Source organism: Latilactobacillus curvatus JCM 1096 = DSM 20019 (genome assembly GCF_004101845.1).
Lineage (GTDB): Bacteria > Bacillota > Bacilli > Lactobacillales > Lactobacillaceae > Latilactobacillus > Latilactobacillus curvatus.
Window position 1 is genome coordinate 1739491 of record NZ_CP026116.1, and the last position, 16102, is coordinate 1755592.

Below are 16102 nucleotides of genomic sequence, written 5' to 3' on the forward strand. Positions count from 1 at the left end.
ATCTAAGGAGGAAGAACAATGAAAAAGATATTATCTGATATTAAGAATCATGTGTTAACAGGGATTAGTTATATGATTCCGTTAGTTATTGCAGGTGCAGTAATTATGGCCATTTCTCGGGTGGGTGGTTCGATTTATGGCATTACTGATATTTGGGATGCAAAATATGCAGATAGTGCTAATGGCATAATTCAGTTGTTACATTCTATTGATGGCTTTGGGGGGACAGCGCTAGGGTTAATGTTCCCAATTATCTCTGCGTTTATCGCTTATTCAGTTGTTGATAAATTGGGAATCGCCCCTGGTTTAGTTGGTGGGATGCTTGTTAAAGATATCAACGCAGGGTTTTTAGGTGCGATTGCTTCTGGTTTAATTGCTGGGTATATCTGTTTGTGGATTAAAAACCATGTGAAATTACCCAAATCAATGTCATCAGTGGTACCCGTTTTCTTAGTACCAGTTATTGGAACACTTGCAACGGTACTTATTATCAATTACGTCATTGGTGTACCATTTACAAGTATTAATGTTGGTCTTGAGAAGTGGTTAAACGGTTTAAGCGGTGGTAATCAAATTATTATGGCAGCAATTGTTGGCGCTATGGTTGGATTTGACTTAGGTGGTCCTGTAAATAAAGCGGCCGTTACAACTGCAATGGCACTTTTAACGAGCCAAGTATACGCACCAAACACAGCTGCTCAAGTGGCAATTATTATTCCACCAATTGGATTAGGATTGGCAACCGTATTTGCAAAAAATAAATATAATAGTGCCCTTCGTGAAGCTGGGAAGTCTTCAATCATCATGGGACTAGTAGGTGTTAGTGAAGGTGCAATTCCATTTGCTGTTGAAAATCCATTAAAGGTAATTCCTTCAACCGTTATTGGATCAGCACTTGGGTCTGCCATGGCAGTTGGATTAGGTGCAGTTAATGAAGCCCCTATTAGTGGTTTTTATGGCTGGTTCACTGTAACAAAGTGGCCAATCTATATTCTTTCCGTAGCAACTGGCTCATTATTTGTTGCGATATCTAGTGTGTTATTGCGTAGTAAAGATGCAGGTAAGGAATTAGAAACAGAAGTAGTCGATTATGATGTTGATGAAGAAGAGTGGGAAAACTAATGACTAAAATTCACATTGTAAATCATACTCATTGGGATCGTGAGTGGTATTTTACATCGATGGATGCTTTAGTCCTGAGTGATCAACTATTTACAGATGCCCTAAATGAACTAAAAAAAAATGAAGATGCAAGTTTTGTATTGGACGGCCAATTATCGATTCTTGATGATTATGTGACTTTATACCCAGAAAAAGTACCATTGATAAAACAATTGGTAGCTAATAATCAATTATTTATTGGACCATGGTATACCCAATCAGATGCTGGTTTTACGTCTGGGGAATCTGTTTTAAGAAATGCAATGATTGGAATTTACGAAAGTAAAAAGTATGGTGAGCCCATGAGGCTTGGATATTTACCGGATACTTTTGGATTTAACGCCCAATTACCAGTGATTTTAAATGAAGCAGGAATGGATAATGTCATCATGTGGCGTGGATTACATTTAACAAAACATGTTCAATCGCCGTATTTTAAATGGTCCGGATTGGGAAATAAGAATAGTGTCTACGCGTTGAATTTACCACAAGGATATGGAACTGGAATGCTATTGGAACCATCTATTGAATATGTTGATGGTCGTCTGGATCCGGCAGTTGATTTTATAAAACAGTACACTAAAGGTGATATTCTGATTCCATCTGGGAATGATCAATTAGCGATTATCCATGATTTTTCCAAGAAATTAGAAAAAATAAATCAACTTGGTAAATATGATTATGTTATTAGTACCTACCAGAAATTTCTTGATTATATAAAGCAAACAGATTTAGAAAAATATTCTGGAGAGCTTCGAGAACCGGTACTAGCACGCGTTCATAAGACAATTGGTTCAGTTAGAATGGATCTAAAAAAAGAAATTTTTCATTTAGAAGATAAATTAATATATCGGATTGAACCATTGATGGTGATTGCCAAAAAAAATGGTATTCAGCTAAGCAATCATCTATTAATGCTAGCTTGGAAAAAATTGTTAGAGTCTCAAGCACATGATAGTTTGGCAGGATGTGTTTCAGATACTGTTGCAAATGATATTAAGCATAGATTAAAAGAAGCAAATGAGATTTGCGATAGTATTGAAAATACCGTTATGAAACAACTCAGTGATTTTCTGAATCTTTCACAAAATGAAGTACTCGTGGTGAATGCATCTAGCAATCATTTTGTAGGGCAGAAGAAGGTCACTGTTCTAGCGGCAACGCCCAACGTTGTATTTGAAGATATGGATTCTCGGATTATTTCGTCTCAATATGTAGAGAGTCGAGAGGATGTATTAGAGGAAACTTCTTCGGGCAATCGATTCATTACTGAACCAGGATATTATATTTTGGAATTAGAGATTACTTGCGAACTACCGGGGGTGGGTTATCGAGTATTTAGCCTTAAAGAAAGCAGTAATTCCCAAGCATTAGCAACGATTAGCAAAAATGAAATAACGGGAAAGCATATTACCATTCAGTATGACGGTCAAAGAATTAATATCATTCATGGAAACCAAAAGAGTAGTGATTTCATTCAACTGATTGATGAAGGGAACGCTGGGGATACCTATGATTTTTCGCCACAAGTAAATAGCGAGCCTATTAGTTTGAGATTTAATGATTGTTTATGTCTGGCAGATTCAAATAGACAACAAATGATATTATCGGGAACAGTGCAGTTGCCATATACATTAGACGACAGATTGAATTATAAGCAAGGTAAGCAATTTGAATATCAATTAAAATTAACACTTTCAGCTGATGATGAAATTACGGGAGAAATTCAATTTGTAAATAAAATCTTAAATCATAGAGTTAGATTACAATTAGCGACGTTAGATGTAATCGATGCTGTCAAAGCAAGTATTCCGTATGGATTTATTGAAAGAAAAAATAAATCATTGTCAAACTGGCAAGCGACATACGCAGAAATGCCAGTTAATGTGGAACCATTTGAAAAAGTTATCTCTGCAAGCTACAAAAAAGGTAGTTTAAGTTTATTTACAAATGATAGTAGAGAATATGAGTATGGGGAGAATAAACTCTGGGTGACATTATTAGCAACCACTGACAGCCTAGGGAAACCTAATTTAATGTATCGGCCAGGAAGAGCATCCGGGGATACTACTAAAAAAGGGCATATCATGATGGATACACCAGATGCACAATTATTAGATCAAAATATAGTGTTTAGTTTCTTCTTAAAGGTTGAAGATAAGGTTGTTGATGATAAAACGTTGAGCTGGTGGAAAGATAGGCACAATCAACAAGATATTGCTTATCAAAAACAAGATTTGAACTATTTTGTTCATCGCATCGATAATAAAATTCAAAGTTTAGAGAATAATCAAAAGCAAATGACTAAACAGGATAAAATATTGGACTTTGGCGATAATATGTACCATGTTTCGAGTATTTATAACGCATATTATGACCCAGATGCTTTTGTTATCCGTTTAGAGAATCCTACAGACGAAGAAGTAACTTTGCCATTGGATCAAATGTTTAGCGGTTATCAATATGAGAGAATTAATGCATTGGAAGAAAATCTTGAATCTACAAATACTATCTCAGCGTACAGTGTTTTGACCTTCAAACTGAAAGCGGAATAGTTAGATAATCTAATGTTGGGCTGGGACAAGTATTATTGTCTCAGCCCTTTTAGAAAGGATAAATGATGGGGAATTTAGTGAAAAAAATAGGTGTATCTAAAGATTTAGTTTTTGGGTACGTAGGCTTAATTTTATTTATGTTTGGTTCTACGATCGAATCAAGTTGGTTTTCTTCTTTTTTGAATAATCAAGGAGTAACTGTCAGTGCGGTATCGCTTGCTTTTACGTTTTATGGTGTGATAGTTGCATTATTTTCCTGGATTACAAGCTTTTTAGTTAATCGATATACGGCTAAAAAAGTGATGTTAGTCGGATTATGTTTATTAATTATAACGACTATATTATTAGTGATAAGTATTGCTCTTAAAAATGCGCTGATGATAACAATCATATATGCGTTAAGAGGGTCTGCTTATCCATTGTTTGCCTATTCTTTTTTAATACTAGTTACACTACAGACGGAATCTTCTGCACTTGGGCGAGCAACATCGTGGTTCTGGCTAGCGTTTAATTTAGGAATGACAATTATCGGACCTGCATTGTCCGTTCATCTTTTAAAAAGTATCTCGGCAATTTATGTGCTAATTGTAGGGTGTATCGTGGCAATAGCTGGCGGACTAACTGCGCTTTTATTGAGTAACGAAAAACGGAATGAGATGGATACGACTGTTTTAAAGGAAATGAAAACTGGAATCTATATAATGATGGAATATCCACGATTGTTTATCGGAATGGTTGTTAAAACAATTAATAATATTGGGCAGTTTGGTTTTACCATAATGATGCCAATATTTTTAATCGCAAACGGATATACACTTGTGGAATGGAGCACTATCTGGTCGATTAGTTATATTGTAAATGCATTTGCGGGTGTATTTTTTGGAATGTTAAGCGATAAAATCGGATGGCGAAAAGTATTGGTCTATTTTTCAGGAACCATCACCGGTTTATCATGTTTGTTAATTTATTTTGTTATTAATTTTACACCTAAGAATTATCTTTTATTATTAAGTGCGTTTATGGTTTTTGCTATAGGGATTGCAGCATTTGGACCATTATCAGCGCTGATTCCTGAAATTGTACCAGACCGTAAGTCTACTGCAATTTCGGTGTTAAATTTAGGATCAGGATTAAGTAACTTTATTGGACCGTTTCTAGTCACCATTCTTTTTCAAAATTTTGGTGGAGATTTTGTTTTATTTGTATTTTCATGTTTATATTTTCTGGCAAGTATTCTGTCGTTAGCGTTAAAAACTTCAAGAGAATTAGATGTAGAGGCTTTAAGTAAATAAATGTATATTAAAAAGCAGTTAGCACAGTAATCCGGTTCAAGATTGCTGTGTTAACTGCTTTTTAATATATTGCCAGTACTAATTGAGGAAGAAAAACAACGAACAAGACAGACTTTTCAAACACACCTTTATTCTAAATAGTTTTCTTTTAGTTGTGCTAATTCCGAGGGTTTGAGGGCCATTGCCTTTGATAGGTAGTTTTCGATGTTGCCGTATTCTTGATTAATCGTGTCGCGGACAAGTTCTAGATTAGCCTGTGTAATGCTCTTAGCGTTCATTGAAGCGACCTGGCTATCGTTACTTGAAATTCGGGTTGGGGTTGCTGAGCTGAGTCCTAGGACCTCATTTGAGAGGACATAGTCGGCAACGATTGTTTCCCAGTCGACGCCGAGAGCACTTAGAATTAAAAAAGTTGCGACACCGGTGCGATCTTTACCGGCTGAGCAATGGTAAAGGACTGCACCGTTTGTATCGTGATTATTTAATAGTACGGTAAATAAATCGCGATAAGCTGCTTGAGCATGGGAGTCGGTGATCAATTGTTGGTACATCCGATCCATACTTGATCGTTCGGGAGTAGCAGCTTCTTTTTTACTAAAAAGCCGCATTAGGCCTTTTTTGGCTGGCTTTTTAGGGGTATCGGCTTGGTCAGTGAATGGAAATACCGAAAGACGATGGTAGGTTAGTTGGTTGTCATCAAATGGGTCGGGGGCGACCTTGATTTCATGACGTGAACGGAAATCGACATCGTAAGCAACACCGTAATTTAAGAGATCCTCAATATCAGTTGCGGTTAGCGCGTTCAAACTACCTGAACGTAATAATTTGTGCCATTTAACGGACTTGCCATCAACCGTTTGGTAACCGCCTAATTCGCGTAGGTTATAACTTCGTGTTAAATCTAGAACCCGTTGTTGTTCTTGCATGCCAATCCATCCTTTATAATCAGTTATTTCTATTGTATAACGAAGCTGGGTGGTGTGCACCCTTATTTTAAATGTTCGTGATTCATTCGTACACGATATTGATGAAAATGAATTTTCAATAAGAGTTTATTGACGTTTGCAGAAAAATCTGCTAATATTTTATCAAATTTTAAACTGGTTATCGATTAAAGATAATACGAACAATCGATGGGTCGGCGGTTAATTTAGTTCACAAATTGGAGGAAGATTATGTCTGCATGGGAATCAAAGTTTACAAAAAAAGGGTTTACGTTCGATGATGTTTTATTAATACCTGCGGAGAGTCATGTACTCCCCAACGAAGTCGATTTAGGGGTGCAACTTGCAAAGAATATCAAGTTAAACACACCAATTATGAGTGCTAGCATGGATACCGTTACGGAAGCACCCATGGCAATCGCTATGGCGCGTCAAGGTGGCTTAGGCGTGATTCATAAGAATATGAGTATTGAACGTCAAGCAGATGAAGTCTTGAAGGTTAAACGTTCAGAAAATGGCGTTATTATTGATCCATTTTATTTAACAGCGGATAAACCCGTTAGTGCTGCTGAAGATTTGATGCGTAAATATCGTATTAGTGGTGTCCCAATCGTTTCAAATCTCGATGATCTAAAATTAGTCGGCATTATTACGAACCGTGATTTACGTTTTATCTCTGATTTCTCTGCTGAAATCGGAACCGTGATGACGCACGAAGCACTTGTAACCGCACCTGTCGGCACTTCTTTAGAAGAAGCTGAACAAATCCTCCAACAAAACAGAATTGAAAAGTTACCTTTAGTTGGTGATGACGGTCGCTTAGCCGGATTAATCACAATTAAGGATATTGAAAAAGTGCAAGAATTCCCGAATGCGGCTAAGGATCAATATGGTCGCTTATTAGTTGCTGCCGCTGTTGGCGTCACAAGCGATACTTTTGAACGGGCTGCAGCCTTATTGAAAGCAGGGGCTGATGCGATCATTATCGATACTGCGCATGGTCATTCAGCTGGTGTGTTACGTAAGATTAGTGAAATTCGCGAACGCTTCCCTGAAGCAACCTTGATTGCTGGGAATGTCGCAACTGCAGAAGGCACAAAAGCCTTGTATGATGCTGGGGTTGATGTCGTTAAAGTGGGGATTGGCCCTGGTTCAATCTGTACAACTCGGATTGTGGCTGGTGTCGGTGTACCACAATTAACAGCCATCTACGATGCTGCCAGTGTTGCCCGCGAATATGGCAAAACCATCATTGCTGATGGTGGGATTAAATATTCTGGGGACATCGTTAAAGCTCTTGCAGCCGGTGGAAACGTTGTGATGCTTGGTAGTATGTTAGCTGGGACTGACGAAGCACCTGGCGAATTTGAAATCTATCAAGGACGTCGTTTCAAAACATACCGTGGGATGGGTAGCTTGGCTGCTATGTCGCATGGTTCATCAGACCGTTACTTCCAAAGTGGTGTGAATGAAGCCAACAAGTTAGTCCCAGAAGGCATCGAAGGTCGTGTGGCTGCCAAAGGTGCACTCGGCGATGTAATTTACCAATTACTTGGTGGCTTACGTTCAGGGATGGGCTACGTTGGTGCTGCTAATTTACAGGACCTACAAGATAATGCACAATTTGTCCAAATCTCAAATGCTGGTTTGACAGAATCACATCCACATGATGTGCAAATTACCAAAGAAGCACCTAACTATTCAGCACGTTAATTCAAATCATTTCTATCAGGGTTTAAGTCGAGCGTTTTGCACGACTTAAATCCTTTTTTTGTGGTTAAATGATGGGGAGGATTTAAAGAATTCTTTAACCCTAAGTAGAAGATAGTTTGTTACAATGAAAGCGAATCATGCAAAATGATGTTAAATTAAACGAGGTAACGATTATGAAAATTCTAATTGTAGACGATGATAAAGAAATTGTTGAATTATTAAGTATTTATGTTAAAAACGAAGGTTACGAACCCATTCAAGCCTTCACGGGTAAAGAAGCCCTGACTAAAATTGCCACGAATCCCGATATTGATTTGATGATCTTGGATATTATGATGCCGAATATGAGTGGTATCGAAGTCATTAAGGCGGTCCGTAAGGATTCACAAGTGCCCATTATTGTGGTGTCTGCCAAGACAACTGATATGGACAAGATTCAAGGCCTCCTAACCGGTGCAGATGACTACGTTTCAAAACCATTCAATCCATTAGAAGTGATGGCGCGGGTGAAGTCATTGTTACGGCGGAGCCAACAACAAGTGGCCAACGAAGTGCCGGATGTCTTAGAAGTTGGTCCGCTTATCATTAAGCGCGACTCACATGAAGTGACGACGATTAATAACAAGCAAATCCAACTCACCGCACTTGAATTTGGGATTTTATACTTACTTGCCAGTCACCCCAACCGGGTCTTTTCAGCGGACGATATTTTTGAACGGGTCTGGAAACAAGAAAGTATCGTCTCTGCCAAGACGGTCATGGTCCATGTAAGTCATTTGCGCGACAAAATTGAAGAAGCAACCGATGGTGAAAAAGTGATTGAAACCGTCTGGGGTGTTGGGTATAAGGTAGAAGTTTAATGGCTGACTATCAAGGAGAAAAGAACCTGCAAAAAGTGGCACTAACCGCTAAGGAAAAGAGCGAACTCTTTGCCGAGGGTATCATCACGGTTATTTTGTTATTACTATTAAATTTATCAATCATGGTGCTGTTACAACAGGCGATTGTGAATAATCCGCAACTAAGCGGCGGCGTATGGATGATTAAAAACGCCATTACAATTGGTCCGAATGAATCGCATATTTGGAGTTGGCAAAATTGGTTTGTCATCTTGATGGGGGTTGCCGATGTGTTAGTCGTCTATTGGCGGCTTATTCGGCGTTACCATCAAATGCAGATGTGGCACGTGATTGGTGAGTTGCATTACATTGCCGATGGTCATTTGGACCACCGGATTAATTTGCGTGTCAACCGGGATTTGCAACGCGTGATCGATAGTGTGAACACGCTGGTTGATAGTACTGTGCGTTCAATGGAAGAAGAACGCAAGATTGAAAAGAGTAAGGACGAATTGATTACCAATGTCAGTCATGATTTGCGGACGCCGCTGACTTCAATCATCGGATATCTTGGTTTAATTGAAGATAATCAGTATCAAACCAAGGAAGAACTAACCAAATATACGCATACCGCTTTCGTGAAGGCGCAACAAATGAAGGTCTTAGTCGAGGATTTATTTGAATACACGAAGGTGCGGCAAACATCGACCCCCATTACCAAGACAACGTTTGATATGGAGCAGATGTTAGATCAATTAGCGGCCAGTTTTGAGTTAGAAGCGAATAAGAAGGGGATGCAGATTAATGTAACTTGTAATCCTGCACCACTGATGATGGAAGCCGATACTGAAAAGCTTGGTCGAGTCTTCAATAATTTAATTGCTAATGCTTTGAAATATGGCAAGGGTGGCAAACAAATTACGTTGGCGGCTGAAAAAATCGGCCAAGAGGCGATTATTAAAGTGTCAAATGATGGTCAACAAATTCCAAGTGATTCATTGAACCAACTCTTTGACCGCTTTTATCGCGTTGAAGCATCGCGTTCACAAGAAACAGGTGGCACTGGACTTGGGTTAGCAATTACCCAAAGTATTGTCGCGTTACATGGCGGTTATATTTATGCTGATTCGACGCCAGAATTAACCAGTTTTGTGATACACTTACCTTTGAAGTTAGGTCGGCGGATTGATCCTCAAACTGCTGGCGCAAAATCAGTTAAGGAGTAATGTTGTGTTTAAAAAATTAGTACAATATGTAATGGTCGGCCTATTGGCAATTGCACCCGTGGGCGGTCTTTTGAGTGCCCAGACTACCAAAGTCGCAGCGGCAAGTACGCCGGTGAGTTTGCCGACCGCCCCTCAAATCGATGCGAGTGCAGCAATTGCGCTCGACCCAGCAACTGGACAAGTCTTATACGAACAAAATGCGGATCAGGCGTTGCCAATCGCTTCGATGACAAAGATGATTACAGCCTACATCGTGTTAGCGCAAATTAAGCAAGGTAAGTTAACGTGGGAACAAACGGTGAAGCCCGATGACCTCATTTATCAATTGAGTCAAAATAAGGATTTAACGAATGTGCCTCTACAAGCGGACGGACAATATACCGTCAAGGCACTTTTCCAAGCCATGATGGTCGCTTCGGCGAATGATGCAGCTATGATGCTCGCCAACCAAGTGGCCGGTTCACAAAAGGATTTTGTCGATTTAATGCGGCAAAAAGTGGCGGATTGGGGCATTCAAGACGCACAACTTTATTCAGTGTCCGGCTTGAACAATGAATTCCTCGGCGCTGAAGTTTATCCAGGCAGTCCGGCTGATGCTGAAAATGAAATGAGTGCGGCAGATGTCGCACTCGTAGCGCAAAAGTTGTTGGCTGATTATCCTGAAATTCTCGAAACAACCAAGCAAGCGCATTTTACATTTGGCGCCCAAACAAGTGATGAAACGGCCATGTCAACGTGGAACTTAATGTTACCTGGCGAAAATAATGCACCGCAAGACTACGTGGTCGATGGTTTAAAAACCGGGACAACGGACAAAGCGGGCGATTGTTTTACCGGAACTGCGACGAAAGATGGGCAACGGATTCTAACAGTGGTGATGCATGCCAATGGTGAAGATACTGGCCGGCGGTTCATTGAAACTAACAAGTTAATGCAATATGTCTTCGATGGTTGGGAACAAAAACAATTGGCACAAGCCAATCAGAGTCTCGCACCTTATAAGACAGCGACGGTTAAATATGGTCGCCAAAAGACAGTGCAATTGATTACGAACAAAGCTATTTCAATGTGGGTGCCAAAAGGAACCACAGCAGCCAACATTGACTGGCATTACCAAGCAGTCAAAGGTGGTGCAAAACGCCAATTGGAAGCACCTATTAAAAAGAATGTGCAAATTGGTCAAGTGATGCCACAATTGAACGGTGTCACTACGCGGTATATCGGACAAGCGCCACAATCACAATTACGCACTAAAACGGCGGACCCCAAAGCCAATTTATTTGTTTTAATCGGTGAAGGGATCAAAGAATTTTTCACGAACCTATTTTAGTTGGAATCGAAACGCGACACTTAACGGTGGCGCGTTTTTTTATGGCTACGATTATAAGCCGTTTCAAGCGCAGCATGATTAAATCGTGCTATAATTAAAACCATTCACAAGGATTTTGAGGAGGACGAAAATGGCTTTAACATTAGATGCATGTACGTTAATTCTAAAAGAGCATCATTTATTGAAAAGTGTGGCGCTTAATGGTGACCCGACTTTAAATATGACCGGAATCGCGTATGATTCACGGCAGGTAACTGAGGACACGCTCTTTTTCTGTAAAGGGAATTTTCGTCCCGTCTATTTAACAAATGCAAAAGAATTAGGGGCCGTAACATATGTTGCCGAACAAGCGATTGTTGAAGGCAACGGGATGAACGCCTTAATCGTCACGAACGTCCAAAAAGCGATGGCGGTTTTATCAGCGGCTTTTTATGATTACCCACAAGATGATTTATTTATCGTGGCTTACACTGGGACCAAAGGCAAGACAACTGCGGCCTACTTTACTCAATCGATTTTACAAGCGGCGACCCGTCAAAAAACAGCATTATTTTCAACAATTGATCGTGTCTTAGGGCCTAAACCAGAGGATCGCTTCAAATCGAATTTAACGACACCAGAAAGTTTGGATTTATTCCGCGACATGCGCAAAGCAGTTGAAAACGGGATGACGCACTTAGTGATGGAAGTTTCGTCACAGGCGTATAAGAAAAACCGAGTGTACGGCTTAACGTTCGATGTTGGCTTCTTCCTAAACATTTCGCCTGATCACGTCGGACCAAATGAACATCCTAATTTTGAAGATTATTTACACTGCAAATTACAATTATTGGTCAACTCACGACACTGTGTGATTAACGCGCAAACGCAATATTTTGCGGATGTGTATGCTGCAGCAACTACGACGACTGCTCCGGAATCAATTTACTTATTTGCCGAAACGGATTATCAACCTACAATTCCGGTGGCGGTTGATTTCCGCTTTGAAAATCTAGAAACGGGCTTAGCAGAAAGTCGGTTTAAAGTTACCGCGGCTTCTGAACGAGCCATTCAGCTTGGTGTTTCTGGTGATTACCAATTGCGTTTAATTGGGGATTTCAATGAAAGTAACGCGACAGCTGCAGTGATTGGTGCCGGTTTGGCAGGGGCGGATTTAATCGCAGCTCAACAAGGGATTCGCGACTTGCAGATTCCAGGACGGATGGAAACCTTAGCCGTTCCAGGACATGGTCAAGTATATGTTGATTACGCGCATAATTATGCCAGCATGAAGGCGCTCTTGAGTTTCTTGCAAAAGGAATACAATCAACCACGCCTACTAGTTGTTGTCGGTAGTCCTGGCGATAAAGGTGTTTCTAGACGTGCTGGGTTTGCGCAAGTCCTTAATGAATATGCAGATCGGGCCATTTTGACGACTGATGATCCAGGATTTGAAGATCCAGCAGCCATTGCCGCTGAAATTTTGGCCGGGATTGACCAGGATAAGGTGACAACCACCATCGAAATTGATCGTCCAACAGCGATTGAACAGGCGATTACGGAAAGTAAACCGGGCGAAATTGTTGTCTTAGCGGCTAAAGGGGCCGATGCTTATCAGAAAGTACGCGGGGTTGATACACCATATCCAACTGATATGGTGATTGCCAAGCAAGTGGCTGCTAAGTTAAGCTAATCAGCGTGTTTCTTAAAGATTTTTAAATCAGATGTGGATTTAATTGCTATTCTGAGGTGTGTCTCGTAGAATAAAGATGAATCAATAGGAGTTGGAGGGGTTATTATGAAAAAGATGGTTACAGTTAGTACAGTTTTGGTATCAGGACTACTATTATTAGGGGCCTGTGGTCAAAGTAGTACGGCAAATCAAGATGCTGATGCCAAGCAAAGTTCAACCACGGCTAGTCTCAAAGCACGTGAAAGTAGTGTTGCAAAACGCGAAAGTGAACTTTCAAGTAGTGCAAGCCAATTAAAAGCGAGCTCCAAAGCGGCGATGGCATCTTCAACTGAAGTAGAGTCCCCACAAGCAAGTTCATCAACTGCAAGTGTTGCTGAATCATCATCAACTGCTACAACGGCAAGTAGCAGTAGTCAATCTGCGAGCCAATCTAGCAGCAGTGCAACAACAACGACTACCACGACACCACAACAAACAACTGCCGTAGATGGCAACCAAGCGATTAAGTTGGTGGTTCAACAAGTTGGCTCACAATTTGGTCAAACCGCATCGTATTTGAATAATGGCTTAATCACACGCGGTGGACAACAAGGCTATCTCATTAATATTTACGTACCAAACGAAGATCAACCACGGGCAGGTTATTTTGTTGTCCAAGCAACAGGTGCAGTGGAACAAATCTGGTAATTAAAGAGTGTGGCGTAAGTCGGGATGCTCCGAGGATTAACACAGAGCGTGAATAATTGTAGTAATTGTTTGCGACTCAGGGTTAACCGGAGGAGAATGACTTACAGAACACGTTTAAAGTTCAACAATTCAAAAAAGGGGTTAGGGCAAAAGCAATCTTTGTCCCAATCCCTTTTTAAGTGTTTTCAGAAAAATGGTTGACAATTAGTGAGACTCGTGTAAAATATTTTTAGTAAAACGTAATAATTACGATTTAGAAAAGAGGAGAAAAAGATGCGTAAAAAAGGTTTGGAAATCATGGCGGGAATCTTACTGCTAATGCTATTAGTGGCTGGTTGTGGTCAGAGTACGAAAAAGGCGAGTGGGATTCAAGTTGTATCGTCACTCGATTTTTATGGTGAGGCCGCACAAGCGGTTTTAGGTAATCAAGGTCACGTGACGTCGATTATCAATAGTCCCAGTTTAGATCCACATTCATACGAAGCAACAACCAATGATGCTAAACTCGTGGCTAAAGCGGATGTTGTGATTCAAAACGGGCTTGGTTACGACAGCTGGTTAAACAAAGTCGTTAAGAGTGCCCAACCAGATGACCAAACTGTGTTGACAGTCAGTCAATTAATGAAACAATCTAATGGCGCTAACGAACATTTATGGTATGATTTAAAGACGATGCCAACATTGACCAAGCGATTAGTGACTGAATTTAGCAAGCGCGATCCGAAACATAAGGCAACGTATCAGCAAAATGGTGCGGTGTATCTTAAAAAGTTAGCTTCGTTAGACGCACAACTCCAACAACTAAAGGCGCAGGCCAAAGGAAAACAAGTGGCTGTTAGTGAACCCGTTTTTGACTATGCATTGGCTGAAATGGGTTACAAAGTCGCTAACCAACACTTTGCCAAAGCAATTGAAGATGGGACTGATCCATCACCAAAAGATATTACAACGATGCGGGATTTAATTAAAACCCATCAGATTGCCTTTTTAGTGATTAATAAGCAAGAAGAAAGTCCCATTATTAAACAAATGCACGAACTAGCGGATAAAGAAGGGGTGCCAGTTGTACAAGTAACTGAAACACTACCCGCTAAAAAAACATATTTAACATGGATGCAACAGCAATTTGATGCAGTTAGAAAGGCTCAGGATTCAAAATGACAGAATTAGTGAATGCACAACATTTAGGGCTTGCCTTTAGTAATCGACAAGTACTAAAAGATCTCAGTTTTACGATCGAACGTGGTAGCATGACGAGTTTAATCGGTCCAAACGGGGTTGGTAAAACAACTTTGGTGCGCCTATTAATCGGTAATTTACAACCGACAGAAGGACAACTCGTTTTTAACCCGGATAAGCAAAAGCTAAACATCGGTTATGTGCCACAGTTTAGAAATTTAGAAGCTGAATATCCGTTGTCCATTCGTAGTTTTGTGAGTTTGAATCAACTTGATAGCCACTTACCGTGGAAATCGCGCAAAGAACGCCAAGCGCTTGATCAAATTTTAGAACAGACCCATCTAACCGCGTTGCAAAAGACGACCGTGGGGAATGCTTCTGGTGGTGAAAAGCAAAAGGCGTATTTAGCCCAAGCATTAATCAGTAAACCAGACTTGTTGATTTTAGACGAATCGACAGCGAGTTTGGATATTGAAACTAAAGAAGAAGTGATGGCCTTGGTTGCAGAGTTGAACCGGGAACATGGTTTGACGGTTATTTTTGTGACCCACGATTTAGAATTGGCCCGGAAATACACGGATCAATACCTATTTTTAAAACGAGGTCAATATGAAGCCGGACCAATGAGTCAGTTGGATCCCAATTTGGAATTAGATTAAAGCGGAGGATAAGCGAGTGTTAACTTTTGATTTTATGCGGCATGCCTTTGTCGCCAGTACTTTTATCGCAATTACCTGCGGTTTAATCGGGGTATTTGTTGTTGCGCGGAACATGTCATTTCTAGCGCATACCCTATCTGAAATTGGATTTGCCGGAGCCTCATTTGGGGTTTTCATGGGAATTGCACCATTGAATGGGATGTTATTGTTCACGTTACTCAGTTCAATCACGATTGGTCAGATGAGTGCCAAAGAATCACGGCGAGAAGCGTCGATTAGTGCGATTTCAAGTCTGTTTGTCGGTTTTGGGATTCTCTTTTTATCCCTTTCAAACCGAAATGCTAGTTATGCTACCAATATTTTATTTGGTTCGATTATTGGCATTAGCTTAGCAGATGTTTATCAATTAATCATCTTATCTGGGGCAATTATGATTGGGCTGTTGATCTTTTACCGGTACTTGGTATTTGATTCATATGATCCGATTGGCGCTCAAGCACAAGGTTTAAAGACCAACTTACTATCGATTTATTTCTTAATTTTATTAGCCGTCAGTGTCAGCATTGCTGCTCAGATTGTGGGGTCATTACTAGTATTCATCTTAGTTACGATTCCGGCGTTCATTGCTAAATATTTAGCGAAGAGCGTACCCGGGATGTTGGCAATCTCGGTTGCCACAGCGTTATTAGGGGTTTGGCTTGGTTTATGGCTTGGTTATCTAACGAACTGGCCAGTGACCTTCTTCATCGCCACGATTGAGTTTGGCTTTTACTTTATTGCATTGTTATATCATCGACGAATTAGCCGTTAAAAAAACGTCCTCAATCATTGAGGACGTTTTTTCA

General features: G+C 40.3%; 13 protein-coding genes. 12 read left to right on the forward strand and 1 reads right to left on the reverse strand.

All coding sequences use genetic code 11. The features are described 5' to 3' along the window. Positions 1-18: 18 nt before the first annotated feature. From LCU_RS09035 to LCU_RS09045, 3 genes are all read left to right on the forward strand, one after another. The gene (locus tag LCU_RS09035) at positions 19-1122 is read left to right on the forward strand and encodes a PTS fructose transporter subunit IIC (protein WP_056966280.1); all 1104 of its coding nucleotides are present in this window, start codon (positions 19-21) and stop codon (positions 1120-1122) included. Then, the gene (locus LCU_RS09040) at positions 1122-3716 is read left to right on the forward strand and encodes a glycoside hydrolase family 38 N-terminal domain-containing protein (RefSeq protein ID WP_056966278.1); all 2595 of its coding nucleotides are present in this window, start codon (positions 1122-1124) and stop codon (positions 3714-3716) included. The genes LCU_RS09035 and LCU_RS09040 overlap by 1 nt, the downstream gene beginning before the upstream one ends. Before the next feature lie 62 nt (positions 3717-3778). After that, positions 3779-5008 carry an MFS transporter gene (locus tag LCU_RS09045; RefSeq protein WP_056966276.1) on the forward strand — a complete coding sequence of 410 codons (1230 nt, stop codon included), beginning with the start codon at positions 3779-3781 and terminating at the stop codon, positions 5006-5008. Between the two features lie 128 nt (positions 5009-5136). Here LCU_RS09045 and LCU_RS09050 read toward each other — a convergent pair whose 3' ends face one another. After that, positions 5137-5934: a tyrosine-protein phosphatase gene (locus LCU_RS09050; RefSeq protein WP_056966274.1), complete on the reverse strand. Its 798-nt coding sequence runs from the start codon at positions 5932-5934 to the stop codon at positions 5137-5139. 249 nt (positions 5935-6183) lie between these two features. On the opposite strand from LCU_RS09050, the gene guaB reads away from it, so the two are divergent. The 9 genes from guaB (at position 6184) to LCU_RS09095 (ending at position 16068) form a co-directional block, all read left to right on the forward strand. Continuing rightward, the gene (gene guaB, locus LCU_RS09055) at positions 6184-7665 is read left to right on the forward strand and encodes an IMP dehydrogenase (protein WP_004265151.1); all 1482 of its coding nucleotides are present in this window, start codon (positions 6184-6186) and stop codon (positions 7663-7665) included. A gap of 173 nt (positions 7666-7838) precedes the next feature. Next, on the forward strand, positions 7839-8525 hold the full coding sequence (gene croR / locus LCU_RS09060) for a response regulator transcription factor CroR (protein WP_004265073.1): 687 nt from the start codon (positions 7839-7841) through the stop codon (positions 8523-8525). Further along, a complete protein-coding gene (locus LCU_RS09065) occupies positions 8525-9730 on the forward strand; it encodes a sensor histidine kinase (protein ID WP_035185917.1) in 1206 nt (401 codons plus the stop codon). The genes croR and LCU_RS09065 overlap by 1 nt, the downstream gene beginning before the upstream one ends. A gap of 4 nt (positions 9731-9734) precedes the next feature. After that, positions 9735-11060 (forward strand): serine hydrolase, encoded by a 1326-nt coding sequence (locus LCU_RS09070; RefSeq protein WP_128486154.1) that lies wholly within the window; start codon positions 9735-9737, stop codon positions 11058-11060. Between the two features lie 130 nt (positions 11061-11190). Continuing rightward, positions 11191-12732, forward strand: coding sequence for a UDP-N-acetylmuramoyl-L-alanyl-D-glutamate--2,6-diaminopimelate ligase (locus LCU_RS09075; RefSeq protein ID WP_004265146.1), 1542 nt, complete (start codon positions 11191-11193; stop codon positions 12730-12732). A 105-nt stretch (positions 12733-12837) separates the two neighbouring features. Next, a complete protein-coding gene (locus LCU_RS09080; RefSeq protein ID WP_054644247.1) occupies positions 12838-13419 on the forward strand; it encodes a hypothetical protein in 582 nt (193 codons plus the stop codon). A 273-nt stretch (positions 13420-13692) separates the two neighbouring features. After that, complete coding sequence (locus tag LCU_RS09085; protein WP_039098315.1) at positions 13693-14580, forward strand: metal ABC transporter solute-binding protein, Zn/Mn family; 888 nt, start codon at positions 13693-13695, stop codon at positions 14578-14580. After that, positions 14577-15257 carry a metal ABC transporter ATP-binding protein gene (locus tag LCU_RS09090; protein WP_004265149.1) on the forward strand — a complete coding sequence of 227 codons (681 nt, stop codon included), beginning with the start codon at positions 14577-14579 and terminating at the stop codon, positions 15255-15257. The genes LCU_RS09085 and LCU_RS09090 overlap by 4 nt, the downstream gene beginning before the upstream one ends. Before the next feature lie 34 nt (positions 15258-15291). Continuing rightward, positions 15292-16068: a metal ABC transporter permease gene (locus tag LCU_RS09095; protein WP_054644252.1), complete on the forward strand. Its 777-nt coding sequence runs from the start codon at positions 15292-15294 to the stop codon at positions 16066-16068. The last annotated feature ends 34 nt before the right edge of the window (positions 16069-16102 follow it).

Bases quoted from the DNA above. Each gene is read 5' to 3' on its own strand.
- LCU_RS09095 (WP_054644252.1), top strand. From the start codon at position 15,292: ATGCGGCATGCCTTTGTCGCCAGTACTTTTATCGCAATTACCTGCGGT.
- LCU_RS09080 (WP_054644247.1), top strand. From the start codon at position 12,838: ATGAAAAAGATGGTTACAGTTAGTACAGTTTTGGTATCAGGACTACTA.
- LCU_RS09065 (WP_035185917.1), top strand. From the start codon at position 8,525: ATGGCTGACTATCAAGGAGAAAAGAACCTGCAAAAAGTGGCACTAACC.
- LCU_RS09075 (WP_004265146.1), top strand. From the start codon at position 11,191: ATGGCTTTAACATTAGATGCATGTACGTTAATTCTAAAAGAGCATCAT.
- LCU_RS09050 (WP_056966274.1), bottom strand. From the start codon at position 5,934: ATGCAAGAACAACAACGGGTTCTAGATTTAACACGAAGTTATAACCTA.
- LCU_RS09045 (WP_056966276.1), top strand. From the start codon at position 3,779: ATGATGGGGAATTTAGTGAAAAAAATAGGTGTATCTAAAGATTTAGTT.
- LCU_RS09085 (WP_039098315.1), top strand. From the start codon at position 13,693: ATGCGTAAAAAAGGTTTGGAAATCATGGCGGGAATCTTACTGCTAATG.
- LCU_RS09040 (WP_056966278.1), top strand. From the start codon at position 1,122: ATGACTAAAATTCACATTGTAAATCATACTCATTGGGATCGTGAGTGG.
- LCU_RS09090 (WP_004265149.1), top strand. From the start codon at position 14,577: ATGACAGAATTAGTGAATGCACAACATTTAGGGCTTGCCTTTAGTAAT.
- croR (WP_004265073.1), top strand. From the start codon at position 7,839: ATGAAAATTCTAATTGTAGACGATGATAAAGAAATTGTTGAATTATTA.
- guaB (WP_004265151.1), top strand. From the start codon at position 6,184: ATGTCTGCATGGGAATCAAAGTTTACAAAAAAAGGGTTTACGTTCGAT.
- LCU_RS09035 (WP_056966280.1), top strand. From the start codon at position 19: ATGAAAAAGATATTATCTGATATTAAGAATCATGTGTTAACAGGGATT.